General features: G+C 41.3%; 24 protein-coding genes. 19 read left to right on the forward strand and 5 right to left on the reverse strand.

The features are described 5' to 3' along the window. The first annotated feature begins 127 nt into the window (after positions 1–127). The 12 genes from GCU39_RS07585 (at position 128) to GCU39_RS07635 (ending at position 9,149) form a co-directional block, all read left to right on the forward strand. On the forward strand, positions 128–694 hold the full coding sequence (locus GCU39_RS07585) for an RNA polymerase sigma factor (RefSeq protein ID WP_152392958.1): 567 nt from the start codon (positions 128–130) through the stop codon (positions 692–694). Further along, positions 687–2,165, forward strand: a complete 1,479-nt coding sequence (locus GCU39_RS07590; protein ID WP_152392959.1) for a DUF4179 domain-containing protein — start codon at positions 687–689, stop codon at positions 2,163–2,165. The genes GCU39_RS07585 and GCU39_RS07590 overlap by 8 nt, the downstream gene beginning before the upstream one ends. Positions 2,166–2,773: 608 nt before the next feature. Then, positions 2,774–3,643, forward strand: a complete 870-nt coding sequence (locus GCU39_RS07595) for a copper amine oxidase N-terminal domain-containing protein (protein ID WP_152392960.1) — start codon at positions 2,774–2,776, stop codon at positions 3,641–3,643. Between the two features lie 174 nt (positions 3,644–3,817). Next, positions 3,818–4,282, forward strand: coding sequence for a VOC family protein (locus GCU39_RS07600; RefSeq protein ID WP_152392961.1), 465 nt, complete (start codon positions 3,818–3,820; stop codon positions 4,280–4,282). 196 nt (positions 4,283–4,478) lie between these two features. After that, positions 4,479–4,646: a hypothetical protein gene (locus GCU39_RS07605; protein WP_321575643.1), complete on the forward strand. Its 168-nt coding sequence runs from the start codon at positions 4,479–4,481 to the stop codon at positions 4,644–4,646. Positions 4,647–4,814: 168 nt separating this feature from the next. Further along, positions 4,815–5,039 carry a hypothetical protein gene (locus tag GCU39_RS07610; protein WP_152392962.1) on the forward strand — a complete coding sequence of 75 codons (225 nt, stop codon included), beginning with the start codon at positions 4,815–4,817 and terminating at the stop codon, positions 5,037–5,039. Positions 5,040–5,409: 370 nt separating this feature from the next. Beyond that, complete coding sequence (locus GCU39_RS07615; protein WP_193726810.1) at positions 5,410–5,556, forward strand: hypothetical protein; 147 nt, start codon at positions 5,410–5,412, stop codon at positions 5,554–5,556. Between the two features lie 356 nt (positions 5,557–5,912). After that, positions 5,913–6,059 carry a hypothetical protein gene (locus tag GCU39_RS31400; protein WP_193726811.1) on the forward strand — a complete coding sequence of 49 codons (147 nt, stop codon included), beginning with the start codon at positions 5,913–5,915 and terminating at the stop codon, positions 6,057–6,059. A 67-nt stretch (positions 6,060–6,126) separates the two neighbouring features. Next, positions 6,127–6,297 (forward strand): MarR family transcriptional regulator, encoded by a 171-nt coding sequence (locus GCU39_RS32470; RefSeq protein WP_193726812.1) that lies wholly within the window; start codon positions 6,127–6,129, stop codon positions 6,295–6,297. A 79-nt stretch (positions 6,298–6,376) separates the two neighbouring features. Further along, the gene (locus tag GCU39_RS07625; protein ID WP_152392963.1) at positions 6,377–7,255 is read left to right on the forward strand and encodes a PhzF family phenazine biosynthesis protein; all 879 of its coding nucleotides are present in this window, start codon (positions 6,377–6,379) and stop codon (positions 7,253–7,255) included. A 525-nt stretch (positions 7,256–7,780) separates the two neighbouring features. After that, on the forward strand, positions 7,781–8,191 hold the full coding sequence (locus tag GCU39_RS07630; RefSeq protein ID WP_193726813.1) for a copper amine oxidase N-terminal domain-containing protein: 411 nt from the start codon (positions 7,781–7,783) through the stop codon (positions 8,189–8,191). 406 nt (positions 8,192–8,597) lie between these two features. Further along, a complete protein-coding gene (locus tag GCU39_RS07635; RefSeq protein ID WP_152392965.1) occupies positions 8,598–9,149 on the forward strand; it encodes a glutathione peroxidase in 552 nt (183 codons plus the stop codon). A gap of 396 nt (positions 9,150–9,545) precedes the next feature. On the opposite strand, the gene GCU39_RS07640 is transcribed toward GCU39_RS07635, so the two are convergent. Beyond that, positions 9,546–10,667 carry a serine hydrolase domain-containing protein gene (locus GCU39_RS07640; RefSeq protein ID WP_152392966.1) on the reverse strand — a complete coding sequence of 374 codons (1,122 nt, stop codon included), beginning with the start codon at positions 10,665–10,667 and terminating at the stop codon, positions 9,546–9,548. A 315-nt stretch (positions 10,668–10,982) separates the two neighbouring features. Between GCU39_RS07640 and GCU39_RS07645 the strand changes: the two genes are divergently transcribed. Next, a complete protein-coding gene (locus GCU39_RS07645; RefSeq protein ID WP_227793480.1) occupies positions 10,983–11,432 on the forward strand; it encodes a GNAT family N-acetyltransferase in 450 nt (149 codons plus the stop codon). A gap of 269 nt (positions 11,433–11,701) precedes the next feature. Here GCU39_RS07645 and GCU39_RS07650 read toward each other — a convergent pair whose 3' ends face one another. The 4 genes from GCU39_RS07650 to GCU39_RS07665 form a co-directional block, all read right to left on the reverse strand. Next, positions 11,702–12,025 carry a 2Fe-2S iron-sulfur cluster-binding protein gene (locus tag GCU39_RS07650; RefSeq protein WP_152392967.1) on the reverse strand — a complete coding sequence of 108 codons (324 nt, stop codon included), beginning with the start codon at positions 12,023–12,025 and terminating at the stop codon, positions 11,702–11,704. Between the two features lie 465 nt (positions 12,026–12,490). Further along, positions 12,491–13,306 (reverse strand): alpha/beta hydrolase, encoded by an 816-nt coding sequence (locus tag GCU39_RS07655; RefSeq protein WP_152392968.1) that lies wholly within the window; start codon positions 13,304–13,306, stop codon positions 12,491–12,493. 23 nt (positions 13,307–13,329) lie between these two features. Further along, entirely contained in the window at positions 13,330–13,671 is a 342-nt protein-coding gene (locus GCU39_RS07660; RefSeq protein WP_152392969.1) for a DUF6220 domain-containing protein, read from the reverse strand. Between the two features lie 67 nt (positions 13,672–13,738). After that, entirely contained in the window at positions 13,739–14,215 is a 477-nt protein-coding gene (locus GCU39_RS07665) for a MarR family transcriptional regulator (protein WP_152392970.1), read from the reverse strand. Positions 14,216–14,274: 59 nt separating this feature from the next. On the opposite strand from GCU39_RS07665, the gene GCU39_RS31405 reads away from it, so the two are divergent. The 6 genes from GCU39_RS31405 to GCU39_RS07695 all read left to right on the forward strand — a co-directional run bounded on the left by GCU39_RS31405 (position 14,275) and on the right by GCU39_RS07695 (position 21,588). Then, positions 14,275–14,484 carry a hypothetical protein gene (locus tag GCU39_RS31405; RefSeq protein WP_193727017.1) on the forward strand — a complete coding sequence of 70 codons (210 nt, stop codon included), beginning with the start codon at positions 14,275–14,277 and terminating at the stop codon, positions 14,482–14,484. A gap of 340 nt (positions 14,485–14,824) precedes the next feature. Further along, a complete protein-coding gene (locus GCU39_RS07675; RefSeq protein ID WP_152392971.1) occupies positions 14,825–17,173 on the forward strand; it encodes a S9 family peptidase in 2,349 nt (782 codons plus the stop codon). Between the two features lie 361 nt (positions 17,174–17,534). Continuing rightward, complete coding sequence (gene rarD, locus GCU39_RS07680) at positions 17,535–18,413, forward strand: EamA family transporter RarD (protein WP_152392972.1); 879 nt, start codon at positions 17,535–17,537, stop codon at positions 18,411–18,413. Positions 18,414–18,777: 364 nt separating this feature from the next. Continuing rightward, positions 18,778–19,590 carry a DUF4097 family beta strand repeat-containing protein gene (locus tag GCU39_RS07685; protein ID WP_152392973.1) on the forward strand — a complete coding sequence of 271 codons (813 nt, stop codon included), beginning with the start codon at positions 18,778–18,780 and terminating at the stop codon, positions 19,588–19,590. A gap of 313 nt (positions 19,591–19,903) precedes the next feature. Continuing rightward, a complete protein-coding gene (locus tag GCU39_RS07690; protein WP_152392974.1) occupies positions 19,904–20,581 on the forward strand; it encodes a response regulator transcription factor in 678 nt (225 codons plus the stop codon). Beyond that, the gene (locus GCU39_RS07695; RefSeq protein ID WP_152392975.1) at positions 20,578–21,588 is read left to right on the forward strand and encodes a HAMP domain-containing sensor histidine kinase; all 1,011 of its coding nucleotides are present in this window, start codon (positions 20,578–20,580) and stop codon (positions 21,586–21,588) included. The genes GCU39_RS07690 and GCU39_RS07695 overlap by 4 nt, the downstream gene beginning before the upstream one ends. The last annotated feature ends 20 nt before the right edge of the window (positions 21,589–21,608 follow it).

Here is a 21,608-nt window from a genome sequence, read left to right on the forward strand (position 1 = left end):
TATTTATTGGTAAGCTCGCAAGTAGCAGTTGACCCAAGTAAAGGAAAAGTTTTTTCTTCTTTTTTATGAACCAAAATACGAGAACTGGTGAATAAGAAGTGAAAGGAAAAACGAGGAGGTCTTTGAAGTGAAAGAAAATCATTTTCCAATACCCAAGGAAGGAGAACCTGTAGATTTTGAGACACTTGTTCAACCTCACTTAACTAGTGCATTTCGAGTCGCTTATTTGATCGTCCATGATTACCATCTCGCTCAAGATGCCGTTCAAGAAGCACTATGGGAAGCGTATCAATCGCTTCATCGATATGATCAACGAAAAGGGACATCGTTTCGAGCATGGTTTATAAAAATTGTGACACACCGTGCACTTAATATGGTGCGTAGAAAGAAAAAAACAGAAGAATATATGGACTCTATTGATCCAGGGCAAACCCCATTGGAGAGTATTCTTCAAAAGGAGCAAGAGCAACAGATTTGGCGAGTCATTCAGATGATGACGCCGAAGCATCGCTCTGCAGTTATTCTTTACTATTATGAGGAGTTTAGTATAGCTGAAATTGCCAAAATCCTTGGTGTATTCGAGGGAACGGTAAAATCAAGGCTACATAAGGCCAGAAAGTTAATTGCTGAAAAAATGCAAGTTAAGAAAGAAACACAGGTATTTACCGAGATGGGAGTGAACATGTATGAGTAATCTTGACAAACAGATAACACAAACGTTAAAAAAGGTAGCTGGGGAATTGGATCAGCCTAATTTTGTGATGCCTGGCCACGTGGTAGCTAATACAAGAAAAAGGTCGCGTTTACTAAGTAATTTAGTACTCCCAGTCTCCATTAGCTGCGCTTTGCTTTTGACGATATCCGTGAGTCCTACCTTTGCGGCCTATGTTAAATCGTTATTTGATGGTTCTGATAAAGAACTGCAATATGCAGCACAGGAGGGTTATTCACAGAAGGTAAATGCCTCTGTTACTGATCAGGGCTATACTCTTGAAATAGAGGAGATATTGGCTGATCCGATGAGAATTGTAGCCGTTTATTCGATCAAGGATCAGCAAAAGAACTATATTCATCCCGATAAGCTTCACATAAGTAACGTAGAGGTAACCGATATGAAAGGGAATGTAATTAAAGAAACTAAAACGTATGGGGTAGAAATCCAAGAAAATTACGGATATCTCACTCTTAAAAAACCCGGGGAAACAGAAGAACAGAAACTATTATTACAGTTCGTGGGGAATCAGATCGACACTGTTAAAGGAAATTGGTCCTTAAAGATTCCTTTCGATTTAGAAAAAACAATAAAGGCTTCAAAGGTGCTGCCAATCGATATGACGTATACCACACCACAAGGACTGCAAATCAATCTAAACAGCATTATGCATTCACCGACTGCTGCTCGAGTGGATTATGAAACGAAATGGACGGAAGAGGCAAAGAAAAGATTGGTACAGGAAAGCAAACAAGTGAAAGGAAAAGTAGATTCAGCAGATCCTTATGTTCGCTATGATGATTATAAACTGAATTTTCATGTTGAAAATGAAAAAGGAGAGAAAGTAAAAGATTTAACTAGGGTGCTTGACACTCCACGTAAGGCCGTGGGAGAATACGGTCATTCTAATCGGAAGTATGCATTTGCTCCACTGTCATCTGATCATCAATATACACTTGTATTAGATTCTTTAGAAAAAACAGAACCGTATGAGCTAGGCGTATCATTTGAGCCAAAACAGCTTGCCGAAAAGCCTGTAAGAGTAGATAAAGATGGCAAAACGATTGAGATCATGTCAGTAACCTTTGACGAACCATTAAATGAAGCATCTCCAAAGAATGAGAAGCACGCAACGATTTTACTAGAAGCTTTTTTAAAGGATATATCATATATAAATCTAGCAGATACGATTTTAATGGATGATGACACAGATAAAATTATTAATCGTTTTGGTTGGACTATTAAGGATGAAAAGGGCAAAGTATACAATGTAACGGGTGGATATTTTAAAATAATAGGAAAGGATGAACAAGGCAGAAACCATATCCGCATTAAATTGCAAAGTAATGAAATGAAAGCACTCCCTCAAAAGCTCAGTCTTACTTCAGAATTGGCCAAAAAGAGCTATGACCTGAATTGGAAAGTACCTTTGCCAATGCCAAAAGAAGATTAAAGAAGAAAATAGAAGCGGGAAGGTTGATTTGATAGAAAACGAGATAAAGAGGCAGCCGGTCAAACGATCGACTGCCTTTTTCATTGATGTAACGGGCAGGTATGTGGTCAATAAGAATTGTGATATTGAGCAATATTATCAGGTTACAGAGATACGGCTCGCAAGCAAGGACTTGCTCATAGTCCATTACCCGATTTGGCTGAGAATGTTAAACGAAAACTCCACCGAATTCGACCGACTATACCAAGCCAATGACAAACAGTTGAAAAATTATAACTAAAACCCCTATACTTGTAATAAATGAATGGAATTATCTGTTCATCGATAAAAAAATCTCTTAATGTATAAGAATGATCCAATATCCAAATAATGAAAAGCTGCCGACAGTATAAATGATTAACGAATGCAAATCTTTCAGCTAAAATATCCTTATATTACACAATACGGGTACAACTCTCGAAAAAATTGGTAGGTGACAAGAATATTATCTTAGTATTCGCCGCGAATCGCGGCTTTTTATTTTGTTTGAAAGTTCATTTCATGTATGAAGATTAGATTCAAATGGAGGAATTATCGTGAGAAAACTGTTACTTATTTCCGCATTTATCGTGTCGGTTCTTGTAGCAGCGCACATACTAATATTCGACGCAGTGCCAGCAACACCATTTAACGTTTATATGAATGGGCAACAAGAGGGGAATGTAATCATGTCGCAGGGTCACACACTTGTGCCATTGAGTGCATTTGATGATCCAACTCGGCTTATTTATACCTTTGATGATATGTCCAAGACAGTAGATATTACGAACAAGGTCAACCTAGTGTGCATTCAGTTAAGTGACGGGGCGCAGGAAGCAATTGTTAACGGAAAGAAAGTGAAACTGGATGCGCAAGTAACCTTAAAAGATGGTCGTATCTTTGTGCCGTTGCGGTTCTTGTCTGAGCGCCTAGGAGGGAGCGTTAGTTATGACAAAGAGGGCAAAAAAGTTGTCGTTCGTACCCCATCGGAGCAAGAACGATTCAAAAGATTGATGGATGGAGACTTAACTGAAGCACGAAAAATTGCCATTAGCCTTCCTGTCATATACGGAAAGAATGCCCTTCAACCACAAGGCGAAGGATTTTCGATCAAATACACTTTTCCTAAGGGAGAAGCTCTTCGGTATTATAAAGAATATAAAGGGCTAGTGAATTATGTAGAGATTAATGCAGATGGAATTGCAGAATTAATATGGCAAGGAGATAGCCCTCAAATGGAAAAAGAGCTCCGCGAGAAAGGGAACAAACCAGCCAAGCTAGGGGAAGCCGTCTATTTCATCCAAAAGTCCGAATATACATACTATGGGACGATCGACGAATATGGAAAGTCTACCGAGCTAGGGCAAATCAACCGATCGGAGAAAAACAATACAAGCAAGCAAATTGTCCCAATTGATGAAGAAAAAACATTCGATACAAGACAAAGCAAGTCATCATAATCTTCAGTGTTACCTTGGGTATGCTGTTCTCAGAAGGAGAATAAGGACCGTCGATCGAATACCCTGCATACGGAATTATTTACGTAGTACGTGAATAAGACGTTATATGCGATCGGGGCAAGAGCTAAATTCATTTTATCCTGTCTAACTTTACGTTAAGGAGTAGAAGCAATCATGATTAAGAATTTGTATGAGACTCATCTACAAGTCAAAAATTTGAATACTTCAATTGAATTCTATAACAAGTTAGGGCTTGAGCTATCTTTATTAATTGAAGATAGAAGGATTGCATTTTTTTATATTGGAAAGGAACGTCAATTACTTGGTCTCTGGGAAGTCCCGGATGGCAATGAAGTAAGTAAAAGGCATTTTGCTTTTGGGACTGATTTAGATTTATTAAAGAAATCAATTGATTGGCTGAAAGAAAGGGGGATTGAACCCGTAAAAGCCTTTGGAAAAGAGCCAATTGAACCAATTGTACATGCATGGATGCCAGCGGCAGCTATTTATTTTAATGATCCTGATGGAAATGAATTGGAATTTATTGCATGGTTACCAGACGAACCTCACAATTTGGGATATGCAATTTATCTAAGTGAATGGAATGAGATGATAAAGACAAGAAAGGCCGTTGAATAATCGCTAATCAAAGTCAAGATTCAACAGGTTTTCAGAACTCCAAAGAATGCAGACTTAAATAATTTACATCGATTTGCGAATAATTATGAATACTGGGCTGGGATATGGTATATGGGACAAATTGCTGGATCCATAGGTTTTCTGTGATGCGGGGCGTACAGAAATAGGATACTGGTTAGGCTCAGAATTTGAAGGTATCGGTCTTATGACAAATGCATGTAAAGCATTCGTTGATCATGCGTTGAGATCGGAGCAGCAACCCAAAACATCAAGAGTCGTTCAATTCCTGAACGTCTGGGATTTACTCAAGAAGGGGTTATTAGGAATTATGAGCAGCTGCATAACCAGAATCTTGATAGAGTAATATATGGGCTTATTATAGATGAATGGCAGCGAAATAACGAATGAGTCATAAAAGGAAGTATTCAAACATCCCCAATGGATGGATTCCACCGCAGACTAAGGCAATGCTAGATCGTTTTATTGTGAACTAATCTTTATTTACCTTAATTGGAGAAGAGGTTTTGAATCAATGAATAGCAATATTATTTGGGGGATAATATTATTAGCGCTGAGTTTGTTTCTTAAGCCATTATTGGCGATTGTGGGGCTGAATGAAAGGTTGTTCGGATTGCACTGGCAAGGTGAAACTGTGTTTTCATTGAGTCCATTCTTAGTTCGGATTATTCTAGCAGTGATTGGGATTATCATGCTTATCATCGGCGGTATGCAAGTTGCAAAGCAGAAGAATAACTAGTTGAAAGGATAGAGAGCAACTGCAATATTGAACATTTATAATCAAGGTATTGAAGTCCGTTTAAATTATTATAATCCCCAAATTGGGGATTTTTTAATGTTCGTAGAACAAAAGGAGCCAGTGAGGCTCCTTTTGTTTGTAATTGTAAGAGGACAAGAAATTATTCCGTTAGCCGTGCTAACATTCTTCACTTAAATCCTACAACAGTTAGAGTAGATGATTTTATCAGATAATTAGCTGTAATCATTACGCTAACGGGCAGTTTAGTGGAATAATATATGGAATATATTGGTCATATGTGGTACATTGTTATTGTTCCGCGTAGTGATAATTGGTTTCATTATATAAAACAAAAGTGAGGTGTATACATATGACACATGTCATTCGGAAAGCAAACAAAAATGATATTACTGTTCTTTCACACCTGATGGAAGAGTTGAGTGGTGAACCTATCTCACATGGTGATATGAATAACCGTCTGAAGAAAGTAGAAGAAAGCAGTACAGATACAGAGTAAACAATTGATAATGTAATATGCCTTTAATATTGATAAATTCCAAGCTGTAGAGATAATTTTGATTCTCAATCGTATTCAATTGCGAATATAAAAGGAGGGAAAATTACTGTCGGACCAAGAACATATATAGAACGAAAGCCGCATTAACTGCGGTTTTTTTATTTTTTGTATAGAAGTCTTGTCGTGTGCTAAAGACAAGAACTTCTATACAGTCCCGTGATCCCCGGAAATGTAAAATTTATTAAGCTAAACATTCCTGTTATTCCTAAGAAATGGACTTTTAAAAAAAGGAGCGCTTCGGTATGATGGGTCTGACAACGGGTTAAACCCAACACCATCAAGGAGGCGCTCCTTTTATGAAGTATAAACAATCAGAAGCTCAAAATCAACGGATCGAACGAATTTCCACCACTCACCTAATTGTGGGAATCGATATAGCAAAAGATAGCCGGGTGCGAAAAGTTGAACAAACTTCAAAAAGCAATAATGAATTAACAGTGTGAATTAGTTGCAGAGCGGAATCGTGTAAATTAAAATGAAATTACTTGGTTACAATTTGATATTTTAAATGTGTTGAGGCAGGGCAATATATGCTCGCCGTCTGAATTGAGCGAATACTTAGGAATTAGTCGCTCGAAGTTTTCAAAAGAAGTAAAAGAATTGAAAGACTTGAATTATATAACACAAATTATAGATGAGAGGGATGGAAGGAGTCTACACGCCTACGAGCATACAGAATGACGGCTGTGTCGTATCAACAAAGCTGATACGTGCGGTAACGCATATTGTTTTTTGAAGATAAGGAGGGGACGAGCGGAACATGAATGTGGAAGTGTATACGTTAAATGCGTTTGCGAAAGGTGAGCGTGGCGGTAATCCAGCAGGCGTTGTCTTGGAGGTTGGCGTTTCGCTGGATGCTGCTGAAATGCAGCTCATAGCGAAGGAATTGGGCTATTCGGAGACGGCCTTTGTGGAGAAATCCATGCTAGCGAATTACAAAATCCGCTATTTCACCCCCGCCAGCGAAGTTGATCTGTGCGGGCACGCCACGATTGCTGCTTTTGGACTAATGCATTCGCTGGGCTTGGCTAAAGCAGGAACCTCCTATACGATAGAAACCAAGGCAGGAATTTTGGATGTGGATATTAGCTCCGAGGGTCTAGTTTATTTATCACAGGCTTTACCACAATTTCTTGAAAGGATATCCTGTGAGGAAATCGCCCCATCTTTGGGGATGGATCCTGAGGCTCTGGAAACCGGGTTGCCCATCCAGATTGTTTCGACGGGTCTGCGGGACATCTTGATCCCGATCCGCAGCAGGAAGCTCTTAGATGAGGTTCAGCCAAATTTTGACGCCATAACCGCCATCAGTGAAAAATATGATGTGATTGGATATCATTTGTTCACGTTGGATACTCCAGACGGTGCAGCTGCGGAATGCCGGAATTTTGCGCCGTTGTACGATATTCCCGAGGAGAGCGCGACAGGAACATCCAACGGTGCCCTGCTCAGCTATTTGTACCAACATGGCCAACGATCTTTGTGGGAAGTGGAGCATGTCATGTTCAGGCAAGGGTATTCGATGGATTGTCCTTCTGAAATCAAGGCAGGATTGCGCCTGAGCGAGAGCGGTGATATCAACCAAGTTCGGGTTGGCGGTGCAGTGGCTGGCATTGAACGAAGACATATCATCATATAAGCGGAATCAAAAAGCCTGTTTGCAGCCAACCTATTATAGACAGCAAATAGGCTAATTCTCCTACCGGCAAGGCGAGGCTAGATAGCAGAGAGGATGCATGCGTGAGCAGACGGGTTAACAGTTCTTCATCATCCAACCAGTCGTCTTCCTAGAGTTTGATCACTTTGCGTATCTCGGTTGCATCGAACAAGCCCTCCGGCAATGCTAGTCGCTTGCGTTGAAGATCATGAACGACACATCGTTGCATTGCGCTAACGGGCAGGATAATGGTAATGGAATTATAAGGATTGGCCTCAGAACACAATACTCGTCTATTTAGATGTAACTCTCAGCCGCGAAAATTTTGTCTATTCTTATCCCCCTGCAGGTTTGCTTCATCCATTATCGTTGTGTACCGCAGTGGCATAAAAATTTATTGTTTAGGAGTATTCATTTTTTAATTATGAATCCGACTTGGTTGTATGAAGATTAGATATGAATCGAGGAATTATAGTGAGAAAATTGTTTCTTATTTCCGCATTTATAATGACGGTTATTGTAGCTGCGCACATACTGTTATTCGCCGCAGTGCCGGTAACACCGCTTAACGTTTATGTGAATGGGGAACAACAGGAAAATGTACTAGTGGTGAAGGGCCGCACACTAGTACCATTGCGTGCATTTGATGATCCAACTCAGTTTATTTATACCTTCGATTACATGTCAAAGACAGTCAATATTATTAACAAGGTCAACCAAGTGAGCATACAGATAAGTGTCGGGGCGCAGGAAGCAACTATTAACGGAAAGAAAGTGAAACTGGATGCGCAAGTAACCTTAAAAGATGGTCGTATCTTTGTGCCGTTGCGTTTCTTGTCTGAGAACCTAGGAGGGAACTTTATTTATGACAAAGTGGGCAAAAAAGTTGTAGTTGGGTACCCCATCGGTAGATCATAACGTGACAGCAGCAGCGGAACAGGCGAATTGAGTACAACGACATATAATCCCGATTAAGAACCTTGATAAATCAAGGTTCTTTTTAATTTGTATAGATGTTCTTGTCGTTTATTTTTAGACGTGAAAATCCCTTAATACTGCGCTAGCGACAAAAAAATCACCTTATTAAGTATTGTATGAACAATATTTGAGTGAGTTAGGTTGAAAAAGATTGGACTCAATCAGCAGCGTTGAACTAACGGGCAGGATAGTTAAGGAGGGCATCCCTTTGTAATTGGTGATCAAGTATTACTCATATATTTGATTTTCCTATAAAGTTTATAATTATTATATATTAGACCTATAACTGTTAGTGGCTATAATATGTATTTATTAAAAATAGCATAGTTTGAGGAGGAGTGGTCTAATGTCTATTTATGATTTTCAGGTTAACTCAATTAACGGTGAGCTTGTTGAATTATCAATATTCCGGGGGAAAGTCCTCCTTATTGTCAACACTGCCAGTAGGTGTGGATATTCTCGCCAATTCGCAGGACTTCAATTGCTTTACGAAAGTCATCATGAGCAGGGCTTTGAAATACTCGGTTTTCCATGTAATCAATTTAACGAGAAAGAGCCAGGGAGTAACTTCGATGTACAGGAATATTGTAAGAGTAACTATGGAGTATCGTTTCCGCTATTTGAGAAATTGGGGGTTAGGGGACCTACTGCTCATCCTGTATTTCAATATCTAACTCAGCTAGCACCATTTCAAGGTTTCGATACTCAGACCTCGGGCGGTCTATGGATGCATAATTTTTTACAGGATAAGTATCCGGACTTATACTCTGGTAACGGGATCAAGTGGAATTTCACAAAGTTTTTGATCGATCGAAACGGTGATGTATACGGTAGATACGAAACTACGACGGAACCAAATGAGATAGAGTTAGATATTGAATCGCTTCTTTTAAAGTAAACAAATATACATAAATACTTAAACTGATTAAACTAACGGGACACAATAACTTAATAAATAACTAAATCGCGGCTGCCGGTATAGATCGGCAGCCGTGTTGCGAAAACGGGCAGTATGGCGAAATAGAAAACCAATCTATAACCATATCAGAGAGATGTTGTCCCCGCGAAGTACTCATCGGGAAGTAATATCTGTGATGTTATCCAATGCTCCTATTTTTTTGGCGAGCATCAATTGTCCTTGTGAGCGAATTTCCACTCTTTCGACCTCATTAAGTTCATTCCAATATACTGTTATTTTTCCTTCAATGCGGTTCCAGCGGAAAACCCCGTACGATTGCTCTAGTTCAACCGTTAACAGCTCAAAATTAATGAATGGTTCGTCCGAATAATACATTTATCCATTAAGCTCGATAATTTGAAAGCCCTTATACAGTTTACTGTTCTCAATTTCATACTGTCCAGACAACCGTTGCATAATGATCTTGCAATAAGGGAGAGGGGTGAACTCTCCAGGCAAAAAGGGTGTACCGCCGTATATCAATTCGGTTATGTCCTTGCGTAAATATTCGATGGGAGCATATTCATAATTACTCAGCACGATAATCATTGTCTCATCATCAGCAAACCGTTCTACAGCACCAATAAAGCCTTCCGTTCTTCCTAGATGACCAATACGCAAACGGATCTTGCCGCTAACATCAACCTCGTGAAAAAACAATCCGCAGCTGTAATGATGCCTTGAAGGAGCTAGCATGTATTGTAGCGATTCTTCGTTCAGTACACGTCCTTCAATAAGAGCCAGCGACCATTTGTGTAAGTCCTCTACTGTAGAGTATAGGCTTCCGCTGCCAACTGCCTTTGAAATGTCAGAAAAGTCGGCATGCAGCAAATCTCGGTTATAAATATACCCCGAAGAGCGATGAGTCAGTATCTTTTGATGGTCATCGTGACCGGTGTCGAGCATTTGCAGCGGTTGAAACAGACGTTTATCCAAAAAGAGGTCAAACGGGATGTTAGAAACCCGCTCTACAATATAGGCCAGCAACATATAACCCGGGTTTGAATAATGAAATTGCTCGTCAAGTCTATGTACAAGAGGCTGGGCTCCTATATGTTTTACTAATTCTGAGAGTTCCGAATGCAATCGCATTGACTGAAACGGAGGCCAACGATTATAAACGCCTGCGGTATGAGCTAACAAGTGGTCGATTGTTATTGCATCACCGTTTGGAAATTGTTCAATATAGCGACTAACTGAGTCACTAGTCCGCAGCCTTCCTTCTTCTTGAAGCAGCAATACAGCAGCTGCGGTAAATTGTTTGCTGATCGACCCAATGCGATGTTTCGTCACAGGGCTGTTCAGTATCTGGTGCTCGTAATTCGCAAATCCGTATCCTTTGTTTAAAATAACTTGATTTTGGTATGATATGAGCACTGATCCCATAAAATATCCATTCTGGGTCTGGATATTTAAGTATCGATCGATTCTCTCATATACATCATCTGTTCGAATCATTCTATCAATCGCCTCCAAATTGCAATCCTGCGGCCGCAATCATTATTATAGGGCTGATGGAACTGATTTCAAGTCTATATTTAAATTTCTATTTATGGTATTATAAGGGTGAATCAAGGATCGATAAAATCTTATGGGAACATTTATATTACTTCACACAAATCGATGACGGAAATCGCGTTTGCTAAATAGATCGGGATTGAATAGAATGGCTGCCATCAATGTGGCAGCCATTTGTTGCGCTAACGAGCAGTTATCTCCAACAATTATCTGGATATATGTGGTAGAATATATTACTATATTCCGAGTGATGAGGTGATTAAAATATATTCAGATGTATGTGTAAGGCTGGCATCTTTAACCGATGCAGAAGAACTTTCGAGATTAAATCAAGAGTTTAACGGAGGTGAAAAAAGACCTCCCGCTAAGATAATTGAACGCCTGAATATAAATCATAACGAATTGATCGCCGTGGCAGAGACTAGTGGCAAAATCGTTGGTTTTGGCTGTGCTCAAAGTTATTATTCCTTTTGTTATGAAGAGCCACACGGAGAAATTACCGAACTTTATGTGGAAGAAGCCGCTCGAAGAAAGGGAATTGCAATTGCAATTATTTCTTGTCTGGAAGAATACCTTAGAGCACGTGGAGTAAGAAGGATGAAGGTATTGACAGGTAGAAGAAATACCGCTGCAATCAAAACGTATGAAAGTTGTAACTATGTTAAAGACGATGAACAGTTTTTACAGAAAAGGTTGGAGCATTAAACTATCGGGTAGTTAACGCAACTTTCCAAACACTGGAGACGTTAAACTATCGATTGCTGTCTTTATCCGATATGGGAAGCGTATCGCCGGATTTGGCGCGACTAGAAGGGGGACCGCTGCGTTCGCTGTACGACGAGGTTCGCGACATGTTCGCATAAGGCTTAGCTGGTTCGGTGAACTGGCCAAGGCTATCCATTAAAAAACCACGCTGAGCACCTCATGCGAGATGCCTCAGCGTGGTTATGAGCCCGGAAGCCGTTCGCGATCGGTTAGTCTTGCGGCCGATTGCCTGGCTCCAGGCCGGATGATGATACCGTCATCACCGGTGTTACAGTAAGATCGTTATGTACTCGAATCTGGCACGATAAGCGGATATTCGATTCCGCAATGCCTTTGGCCTGCAGAAGAGCAGCTTCCGCTTCACCAACCGGACCGGCGTCTCCATCCACCACTTCGACCCGGCACGTCGTGCATTTGGCGTTGCCGCCGCAGCGGTGCAATATGTCTACCCCGTAATCCTCCAGGGCAAGCACAAGTTTCGTACCTTCTGCAACTTCATAGGAGCCTCTTCCTTCAATTTGAATCTTCGGCATCTTTGACTTCTCCCCATTGCTAAGTTGGTAGCTGCGCAATCAATGGCTTATCATGTGCAATATCACTAATCATACTATCCAATATCGCGAACTGTAAACAACCGATCGCGTCACTAGTTAACCTTTGGCATGCATGAGGAGATCAAGCTTTGCTACTTCATCACGGTTGCGTAAATGCGCATCGGATAAAATCGATGGAGTTTTTATTTTATACACCGATATTTTGGGAGTTTAATTCAATCGTTATTGGTGTAACCCATTGTCTTGAAGTATTAAAACCTCTGTTATAAATGAGAGTTTCTGATAAAGATAAAGCACTCCTTCGTTAGGAGTGGCTTTGTCTTTTAGATACTGAAGTATATTTTGTGGTCAAATTGTACTTTGTGTTTAGATACAATACGGTGAACTGAATGACAAGTAACAGCGAAAAATTGAGTTCTATTCAGGAATCTACTCGTGTTTTCCTTATAGCTGATGAAGGGTATCCCGCAAACTGGCCGCCCATTCCCGTGGCATATCGAAAAAGGAAATGTGATGACCCGGGAAAGTCACCATTTCGCAGCCAAGTTTCTCCGCTAGGATGGGGACGGTCCGTCCGTAATATTTCCTTTTATCCAACGTCATCTTGCCTGCGGCCGCGACCATTCTCACCCCGTTTTGCCTAATCTTCTCGATAGCGGGTATATAATTCACACTAGGGATCATCTCATTCCGGATTAAGAAGTTTTCATTGTTCGCTTCCATAACCCGCTGTTGAAAATCTTTCGGAACCGTCTTAAAAACGCTGAACGGAATGGACAGGGATAAATTGAATCTGAAACTGGCTGCTTGAACACCGAATCGGAAAGAGGTCCGATATACGTTTGCAAAAAATCTTTGCCATTTCTCGGAATCTGGAAGCAGCCTTACGACGGGTGGTTCGTGAACCACCATCGCTTTGACCGCTTGCGGATACCTTGCCGCCATTTCCAGCGCGAAGATGGCACCTCCACTATTTCCGAAGACATAAGCCGACGGATGACCGACTGCTTCCAACACCGCAAACGCATCTCTTGCCTGTTGGCTAACCTCGAAATTTTGTGGTTCGTTCCGAGTACTTCGTGAATTACCGCGACGGTCGTATGTGATTACCTGATATTCGTCGGCGAGAATATCAGCTACGTACGTGTAAAATCCGGCATCTCCACTCCCACCCGGAATCATAAGGAGCGGTTCACCCTCGCCCCGGATTTCGTAATAGAGTTCGTCTCCTTCGGTTTTTACGAATCCCGAACTTACCATACACGATCCCTCCCGTATTTAAGTCATCTACGTTTCAAAAATGGATATGAACTTCGCACCAATGCAAGAGATCCCCAAAACAAGACAAGCGCAAGAACAGGATGAAGGGCGCCGGCGATTCCATGCGCCGTATAGTATTGAATGTTGAAAAGGAGGAACAAACCGAGACTACCCCAGATCATCCACCGGGAAAGCTTCCCGAAGATTCCAAGAAAAAATAGGATTACCGAAATGTATTCAAACATATGAACGAATGTTCGGTGCCAATTCCATGCTTCCGGATTGCCGAACAGCGCCATCCCAGCCAGATAAACTTGCACGACGATACAGATGAACATTGCCAAGGCAAGAAGGGAGAAAGCCATTCTACATATCCTTAGCAGTGAAGACTCTGTTTGATTACGTTCCACTATTAATTTCAACCGCCTTTCATCAGATGTAATTGTCCAAACTCATTTTTTTAAGCTCTTCGGTGATTTGGCCGTAAATTTTGTGTAACATCTGAATCATTTGATCTTTCTCCACTTCGCTTAACGGACTAAAAAAACTGCTGTCTCTTTCTATTCTTGTTTCATGCATCATTTCGTGTTCCTTATATATATCTCTGCCGATGTCTGTGAGCCTGAAGTAAATCTCCTTTTTATTCTCAGGCCTTTGGTAGCGTTCAATAGCCCCCATTTCGATCAATCGTTTTGTCACCTTGCTAATCGCGCCTCTGGTGACTTGAAAAGATCTCGCCAATTTGGACACGTTGGGGTCCTGCATTTTCTCGATAAGATCGATGCAGTGAACTTCCATAAATGTATTCTCACGCATGAACTTATACTTTTTTTCTTCCATCGTTTTGATTAAGTTATGTCTTTCCGAAACGCGATTGAAAATTCGGCTTAATTCTTCATCGACAATCATGACGCACCTCAATATTGTATACTTAGGAAACAATATTATAATAATTTTTTTTGTTTCCATTGTCAACAAAAAATCATCTTGAGAAGAATAGTGGGAAGGACTGGATCTTACCATTACGAAGCGGTTGGTGGGTGGAGAGTATGGGCGGGCCCATTCACCTCCGCAGCAAACCTTATGAGTTAACGGTGTTTTCCGTTCAATTGAAAAAAGTTATTCATGAGCATTATCGCACAAAGAGTCAGCTTAAGAAATTCGTAAGAGTTATGTAAGAAAAAAGAACATTACGTCCTATAAGATATCGTTATGAGAGAGCGAGAGGAGGTAAGAGTATGGAGCATATCGTACGAACCATTCGATTGACCAAGGCTTATCAAGGACAGGAAGCCGTTCGAATGTCAATATGAATATGAAGAAAGGCAAAATCTACGATTGTTCTAGCCGCGATTGGGATAGCGGTTGGATGCATGGCAATTCGCAAAAGTGATCAAAACGATATTCATTAACTTGGTAGAGTATATTTGATATTTTTACGTCTCAAATAGATGTAAATAACATTCATTCCCTAAAAAATCAGGGTAACGTGCTAGCAGAGAGGGGAAACTTAAAATCATGAATGCAAGAAAAAGACTAGTCTCCACAGCGATTGCGGCTATTATGGCCGTATCTGTTCCCGTGTCAGTCATGGCACAGGATGGAGCGAAACAAGCAGCACCATGGTATCAAGATGGAGTACAGACACTCGTATCGAAGGGAGTTGTTGACAAAGGGGTACAACAAAATCAAGAGATTTCTGTCAAAGATTTTATCCGCTATGCGGTAGTATCGCTTACATATCAACATGGCATCGATCCGATGAAGGTTGCTTCCGAAAAAGGGTGGTTGAAGGAAGGAGAATTCGCTTCCGTTGACGCTCCAATCAAACGCGGCGAGATGGCACGCATGATGGTGCGAGCACTCGGCAAGGAACAGGGAGAAACGAGCTTGGCCGAATATGCGACAAGCGCAAAGGCACTTGGGCTCATGCAAGGGAATGCAGATGGAAGCTTACACGAAGATCAGTCAGTGACAGTAGCTCAAGCGGCTGTTGTGCTTAAAAATTACAGAAATAAAATGCTATCAACGATGGACGACAGAGGTGTGTCACTAATTTCCGTGGAAGACTTCATGCGGAGTCCGGGCAGCTTGGGGTATGAGCTTTCTCCTGATGGCAAGTATCTTTCTTATGCGGGTACTTGGGAGAAGCGTTCTAATGTGTTTGTAGAGAAAATCGGTGAGAAAAGCGAACCTGTTCGTGTGACAAGCTCAAAAGATCGCGATATCGCCGGCTTCTTCTGGAAAGGCGATAACATTCTATATCGCAAAGATAAGGGAGGAGACGAGAATTTCCATGTATATTCGTCCACTTTTAATGGCAATAAGGAAGTGGATTTGACGCCTTACGATAAGGTCAATGTTCAACTCGTGAGCGAATTATCTGGTGTGAAAGACGAAATTCTGATCTCCATGAATAAAGAAGATGCTACCATCTTTGATGTATATAAATTGAATGTAAAGACAGGGGAAACGAAGTTGATCGCCAAAAACCCAGGGAACATTATGGCATGGGTAGCTGATCGCCAAGGGAAGATTCGACTCGCTACTGAAAGCGACGGTGTCGTAAGTACATTGTTGTACCGCGATACGGAGGAAGAAACGTTCAAACCACTGGTTGCGTTAAATTTTGGGGATACGATAAATCCGCTTGGTTTCTCGGCAGACGGTAAATCGATCTATGCGGTCTCTAATAACGGTCGGGACAAGACGGCGCTCGTCAAGCTGAACTTAAAGGGTAAGGAAGAAGTTCTGTATCATCATCCGGAAGTTGACGTGACTGGAGCATTTTACGACAAAAATCAAGATAAAATGCTGGCGGCTATTTATGTGACAGATAAAACGCATTTGGCGTTTTTCGATGATAAATTCGAGGTAATGTACCGCAAGCTGCAGCAGAAGCTTGGCGTCAGTGAAAGTGAAATCGGGCTAACCGATTATAACGAGGATATGACGAAGCTAATCGTTAGTGTTTCGAATGACAAGACTTACGGGATGTATTATTTGTACGATAGCGTATCCGGTGCGTTAACATTATTAGGTAATATGAGTCCGTGGCTTAAGCCAGATCAGATGGCTGATATGTATCCGATCTCTTACAAGAGCAGAGACGGATTAACGATTCACGGCTACTTAACATTACCGAAAAATAAAAAGCCTCAAAACCTGTCGATGATCGTTAATCCGCATGGTGGGCCGTGGACACGTGATATGTGGGGCTTCAACCCGGAAGCACAATTGCTCGCAAACCGCGGGTATGCCGTACTTCAAGTGAATTTTCGTGCATCCATGGGGTATGGGAAGTCCTTTATGGATGCAGGAAATAAACAATGGGGATTGAAAATTCAAGATGATATTACTGACGGTGTGAAGTGGGCGATTCAGCAAGGGATTGCGGATCCGAAACGAGTTGGTATTTATGGCCAATCGTTTGGCGGATTCTCAGCCTTGACGGGCATTACGAAAACGCCGGAATTGTATGCTGCTGCTGTTGATTATGTAGGTATATCGAATATGTTCTCGTTCTTAGGAACGATCCCACCGTATTGGGAGACTATGAGAAATCTCTTAAACGAACGTGTCGGCGATGCCGAAAAGGACAAAGAAATGTTGAAGCAAATTTCGCCGATGTTCCACGTCGATAAGATCGTAACGCCATTATTCGTGGCTCAAGGGGCGAATGATCCGCGGGTGAACAAAGCAGAATCCGACCAAATTGTCGAAGCACTCAAAAAACGCGGCGTACAAGTGGAGTATATGGTCAAGGATAATGAAGGACATGGCTTCACTAACGAAGAGAACTTGGTCGATTTCTTCAATACAATGATCAAGTTTTTGGATAAATACATGAAGCCGCAGAGCAAATAAGGTAAGCGTTGCTAGAGAATAGGTAACTAAACGGATAGGGTAGCACCTCTCTTACTTTGGTGAGAGAGGGCTTTTTTGCATTCATTCGTTCATTATATGGAGGTGCAAGGTAAAATTAGTTGGGGACCGAGTCCTCCTATTAAAAATTCATTTTGCAGGCATGGATCGGCAGCCGAGTTTCGCTATTGGTTGGAAGTTTAAGGTGATATTGCGTTATGCGTACAGAAGCAAAATTCATGAGATACCATTCTTCCTATATTAAGTGATACAATACCGTAACATATTATGAACCACTTTACTTAACCGATGATCGAGGCGTATAATCCGTTAAGACATCAGAGTGAGAAGAGGGAAAGTGGTTATGAATAACGGGTTGGTTAATGCTATTATCGCGTATATCATGTGGGGGGTTCTCCCACTTTATTGGAAGTTGTTTAACGATGTGCCGGCAGGCGAGATTCTGTCACATCGGGTTGTCTGGTCGTTCGTTTTTATGGGTATTCTCGTCACCGTCCAGCGTCGCTGGGGTGACATGAAGCGGATTGCGGCCAGCCGCTCGCTCCTACTGTCGCTCACCGCTAGCGGACTGCTGATCGCTGCTAATTGGCTCATCTTCATCTGGGCGGTCAACAACGACCATGTCGTCGAGACAAGTCTCGGTTATTATTTGAACCCGTTGCTTAATGTGCTGCTTGCGGTTGTCTTCCTTCGTGAGAAACCAAACCGTGGCCAATGGCTCGCGATTGCCATAGCTGGTGCCGCGGTGCTCATCATCGCCATCGACTACGGACGGTTCCCATGGATCTCAATCTCACTGGCCGCGACGTTTGGCTTGTACGGCCTCGCGAAGAAAAAGATCGGACAAGACGCTTCTGTCGGCTTACTGTCGGAGACGGGTGTAGTCCTGCCCGTTGCGCTCGGCTACTGGATCTATTTGGCTACCGTAGGAAAGACAACGGCATGGACGCTACCTGTATCCACGTTCGCCGAACTGCTTCTTTCCGGCGTGGTAACAGCGCTACCGTTGCTTTTCTTTGCGCGAGCGGCCGCCCGGATGGCGCTGTCCACGCTAGGTTTCGTACAATACATCGGGCCGACGATCATGCTGTTACTGAGCGTATTCGTGTTCAAGGAATCGGTCTCGCCGGTTCTTCTCATCGGCTTCACGCTCATCTGGACAGCGCTTGTCGTATACGCTACGGCATCAATTCGCGGCACGAAACTCGCGAAGTCGCGCTGACGGGACACGATAGGTGAATACTATACATTACTGAGCAGACTACCGCAGTCTGCTCATTTTATTGAACACACGGGCAGGGTAGTTGAATCGATTACTACTGTTCAATTGAAAAAAGTTTTCATGAGTATCATCGCACACAGAGTCAGCTTAAGAAATTCGTAAGAGTAAAGTAAGAAAAAAGAAGATTACGTCCTGTAAGATATAGTTATGAGAGAGCGAGAGGAGAAAAGAATATGGAGCATAAGTACGAACGATTCGATTGACCAAGGCTTTTCAAGAGCAGGAAGTCGTCTCGAATGTCAATGATTTTTCCCCATAACTAGTTAATCAACACATCTATTGCAGAAGAAAGGAAGATAAACGTTTGAAAAACAATATGAAGTTAGCTATGATTCTCCTGGCCGCTGCCAGTATCGGACTCGCCGGATGTACAAAAGAATCCTCCGTCACTAGAACACCAAGTTTGTTCCAGCAAAACTCTTCTATATCGACAAACACAAATGCAAATTCAGAAACGTCGGAGATTAGAAATGACTCGAATGCAGTAAAAGGGGATATTTCTCAAATAGATGTAACTAACATTCATTCCCTAAAAATTCAAAGTAGCGCTGCTATCGTTACAGTCATAGGCGACAAACAACTCGATCAAGCAGAATTGGAATTATCCAAGGGCAATTCACAAGGAATGGATACCAACATGACTACGTCGATCCAAGATGGAACATTACAGATTATACTTGAAAATAAACAAAAAATCATAAATACGGGGCCATTGCCTTCTTTAACGATTCGTCTTCCGTATAAAGAATTCAAATCCCTTAAGATAGATAATAAAATTGGAAACATATCCGTTGAGTCAGAATTGTCGGTCCAAGACTTAAATGTGAGCAGCAATACCGGCGACATTACTGTAACGGATGTCATTGGTGTGGAAAGCAGTAACATATTTACTAACGTTGGTAGCGTCGAATTCGCTCTACCTGATCAACCAGCACCTCTATATGTAAATCTATCAACAAAAATAGGAACTATCGATAATCAGGTTACTCTTGAAAAGGCAGCAAATACCACAACGGTTGTTTCCAAAGAACTCCATGGATATGTTGGTAAGGCTCAATCCGAAAGTGCAACGCTCAACATTTCCACACAGGTGGGCGATATTCTATTCAAAAATTAAGTGTCATCATCGTACCAAGCTTGCCATAATCATGATCACGTGAATGAGAGACGTTAGAATATAGTTCATCGAGTTTATAACCTTCCATAAGAGATTCAAAGCTCTTATGGGAGGTTTTATTTAAGTGATGATTCACATGTTGGAACCAGCAATGAATTACAACAATCGCTCAGTTTCACTAGAAGTTAAATGATTTAGCACTGGGTGAAGCAGAAACCATGTTTTTAAAGAATTATAACCATCAATGGAAACCTTTTTTTAGATTGTGTTAATCTGTCTAATAGTGAACTCAATTTAGAAAGAGGGATGTTACTTGAAAAGAAACGTATTATATATTGAAGATAATGAGAAAATAGGCAGTCTGCTAAAAGAAGAATTGGAACAGCGAGGATATTCGGTTCGGTGGCTGCTTTCTGGTGAAGGAGCCGAAAGAGAAGTAAATCAGCATGAAGTAGTTATTTTGGATATCATGTTACCCGGTTTAGACGGATTTACAGTGGGAAAACGATTAAAGAAAGCAGCTCCTGCTGTTCCTATTTTGCTGTTATCTGCTCGAACATCGATAGATGACAAGGTAGATGGTTTACAATTTGCTGATGACTATTTAACGAAACCATTCCATACGGATGAATTGGTTGCAAGATTAGAAGTATTAATCCGTCGAAGAGGTGGAACACATTCCGTACGCATTTCATTAGGAGATCATATTGAAGTAGATACGGAAGTCCAAATGGTATATGACAAACGCACAGGGGAAGAAATAATATTGACTGGGAAACAACATCAAATTTTAATGTACTTCTTACGCCACCCCAATCAAGTTATACCAAAAGAACAAATCTATGAAGCAATTTGGCAAGAAACTTATATCACTGGTGATAAAACCATAATGGTACATATCCATCGACTGCGTCAAAAGCTGGAACGTCATCCCGATTCCCCAGAGATAATTGAAACGTTGAAGGGAATCGGCTACCGGGTGAAACGATGAAGCAGAATAGATCATTATTTCGTCGTTTTCTAAAAGTACATTTTCTATTTATCTTTCTTCCTCCCATTGTACTTATTTTCTTCAGTGCGTTTGTTGGGGTTTCTGATACCCATGAAAAAGATCTACATACGGCAAATCTATTTTACGTTACCGTGCTATTGTTTGGTTTTATTATTGTCGCATTTGTTATATTATCTTGGCTGTTCTTCTTGAAACTTCAAAAACGTCTCGCCCGCTTACAGGAAGTCATGTCATCTTCTGCTAAAAATAACTCATTTCCGAAACCCATATCTGTTCAAGCGGATCGTATGGATGAGATAGACCAGTTAGGAAGTTCTTTTAATTCGATGATTCAGCAGCTTGAAGACAGTCGTAAACGAGCATATGAAGAGGAAATGTTACGACATCGACTCATTGCGAATTTATCTCACGACTTACGAACGCCACTTACCATTTTGAGAGGACATGTCACCAAATTAAATAAAGAATCCATGAGTTTAGAAGGACAAAACTCGTTAACAGAGATCAACCATACGATTACAAGAGTCGGAGATCTAATGGATGATTTACTTACCTATACATTGCTTACCTCAGGAAAACATCCTTTTGGGCCCGTTTCAACAGATATTGGGCGTTTAGTAAGGGCATCTGTTGCTGCGTGGTATCCTGTATTTGAGGAAAAAGAAATCCAGCTCGATGTTGATTTACCGGCAGACGAAACATTTTATTGGGAAGCAGATCCTACATGGATGACACGGGTTCTGGATAATTTATTTCAGAATATTATTCGCCATGCAGCAGAGGGGAAATATGCAAACATTGTGGTTGATGTAGAAAAAGAACAGATCATTGTTGCAGACAGAGGTCCAGGTATGGATAACTCTTCCTATGAGCGTGGGGCGGGGATTGGTTTATCGACTTCAAATTATATGTTGAAAAAAATGAAGCTGAAGGCTGACTTTACATCAAATGAAAATGGCACAAAAGTAGCTATTGGTAGAGCGTAACTTAAAGTTAACCCAGAAGT

It is taken from the genome of Paenibacillus guangzhouensis, from assembly GCF_009363075.1.
GTDB classification, from domain to species: Bacteria; Bacillota; Bacilli; order Paenibacillales; family Paenibacillaceae; genus Paenibacillus_K; species Paenibacillus_K guangzhouensis.

What these genes read in the sequence shown, in the direction of transcription:
- GCU39_RS07590 (WP_152392959.1), top strand. Translation starts at nt 687, where the DNA reads ATGAGTAATCTTGACAAACAGATAACACAAACGTTAAAAAAGGTAGCT.
- GCU39_RS07600 (WP_152392961.1), top strand. Translation starts at nt 3,818, where the DNA reads ATGATTAAGAATTTGTATGAGACTCATCTACAAGTCAAAAATTTGAAT.
- GCU39_RS07610 (WP_152392962.1), top strand. Translation starts at nt 4,815, where the DNA reads ATGAATAGCAATATTATTTGGGGGATAATATTATTAGCGCTGAGTTTG.
- GCU39_RS07615 (WP_193726810.1), top strand. Translation starts at nt 5,410, where the DNA reads ATGACACATGTCATTCGGAAAGCAAACAAAAATGATATTACTGTTCTT.
- GCU39_RS31400 (WP_193726811.1), top strand. Translation starts at nt 5,913, where the DNA reads ATGAAGTATAAACAATCAGAAGCTCAAAATCAACGGATCGAACGAATT.
- GCU39_RS07625 (WP_152392963.1), top strand. Translation starts at nt 6,377, where the DNA reads ATGAATGTGGAAGTGTATACGTTAAATGCGTTTGCGAAAGGTGAGCGT.
- GCU39_RS07630 (WP_193726813.1), top strand. Translation starts at nt 7,781, where the DNA reads ATGACGGTTATTGTAGCTGCGCACATACTGTTATTCGCCGCAGTGCCG.
- GCU39_RS07635 (WP_152392965.1), top strand. Translation starts at nt 8,598, where the DNA reads ATGTCTATTTATGATTTTCAGGTTAACTCAATTAACGGTGAGCTTGTT.
- GCU39_RS07640 (WP_152392966.1), bottom strand. Translation starts at nt 10,667, where the DNA reads ATGATTCGAACAGATGATGTATATGAGAGAATCGATCGATACTTAAAT.
- GCU39_RS07650 (WP_152392967.1), bottom strand. Translation starts at nt 12,025, where the DNA reads ATGCCGAAGATTCAAATTGAAGGAAGAGGCTCCTATGAAGTTGCAGAA.
- GCU39_RS07655 (WP_152392968.1), bottom strand. Translation starts at nt 13,306, where the DNA reads ATGGTAAGTTCGGGATTCGTAAAAACCGAAGGAGACGAACTCTATTAC.
- GCU39_RS07660 (WP_152392969.1), bottom strand. Translation starts at nt 13,671, where the DNA reads ATGGCTTTCTCCCTTCTTGCCTTGGCAATGTTCATCTGTATCGTCGTG.
- GCU39_RS07665 (WP_152392970.1), bottom strand. Translation starts at nt 14,215, where the DNA reads ATGATTGTCGATGAAGAATTAAGCCGAATTTTCAATCGCGTTTCGGAA.
- GCU39_RS07675 (WP_152392971.1), top strand. Translation starts at nt 14,825, where the DNA reads ATGAATGCAAGAAAAAGACTAGTCTCCACAGCGATTGCGGCTATTATG.
- rarD (WP_152392972.1), top strand. Translation starts at nt 17,535, where the DNA reads ATGAATAACGGGTTGGTTAATGCTATTATCGCGTATATCATGTGGGGG.
- GCU39_RS07695 (WP_152392975.1), top strand. Translation starts at nt 20,578, where the DNA reads ATGAAGCAGAATAGATCATTATTTCGTCGTTTTCTAAAAGTACATTTT.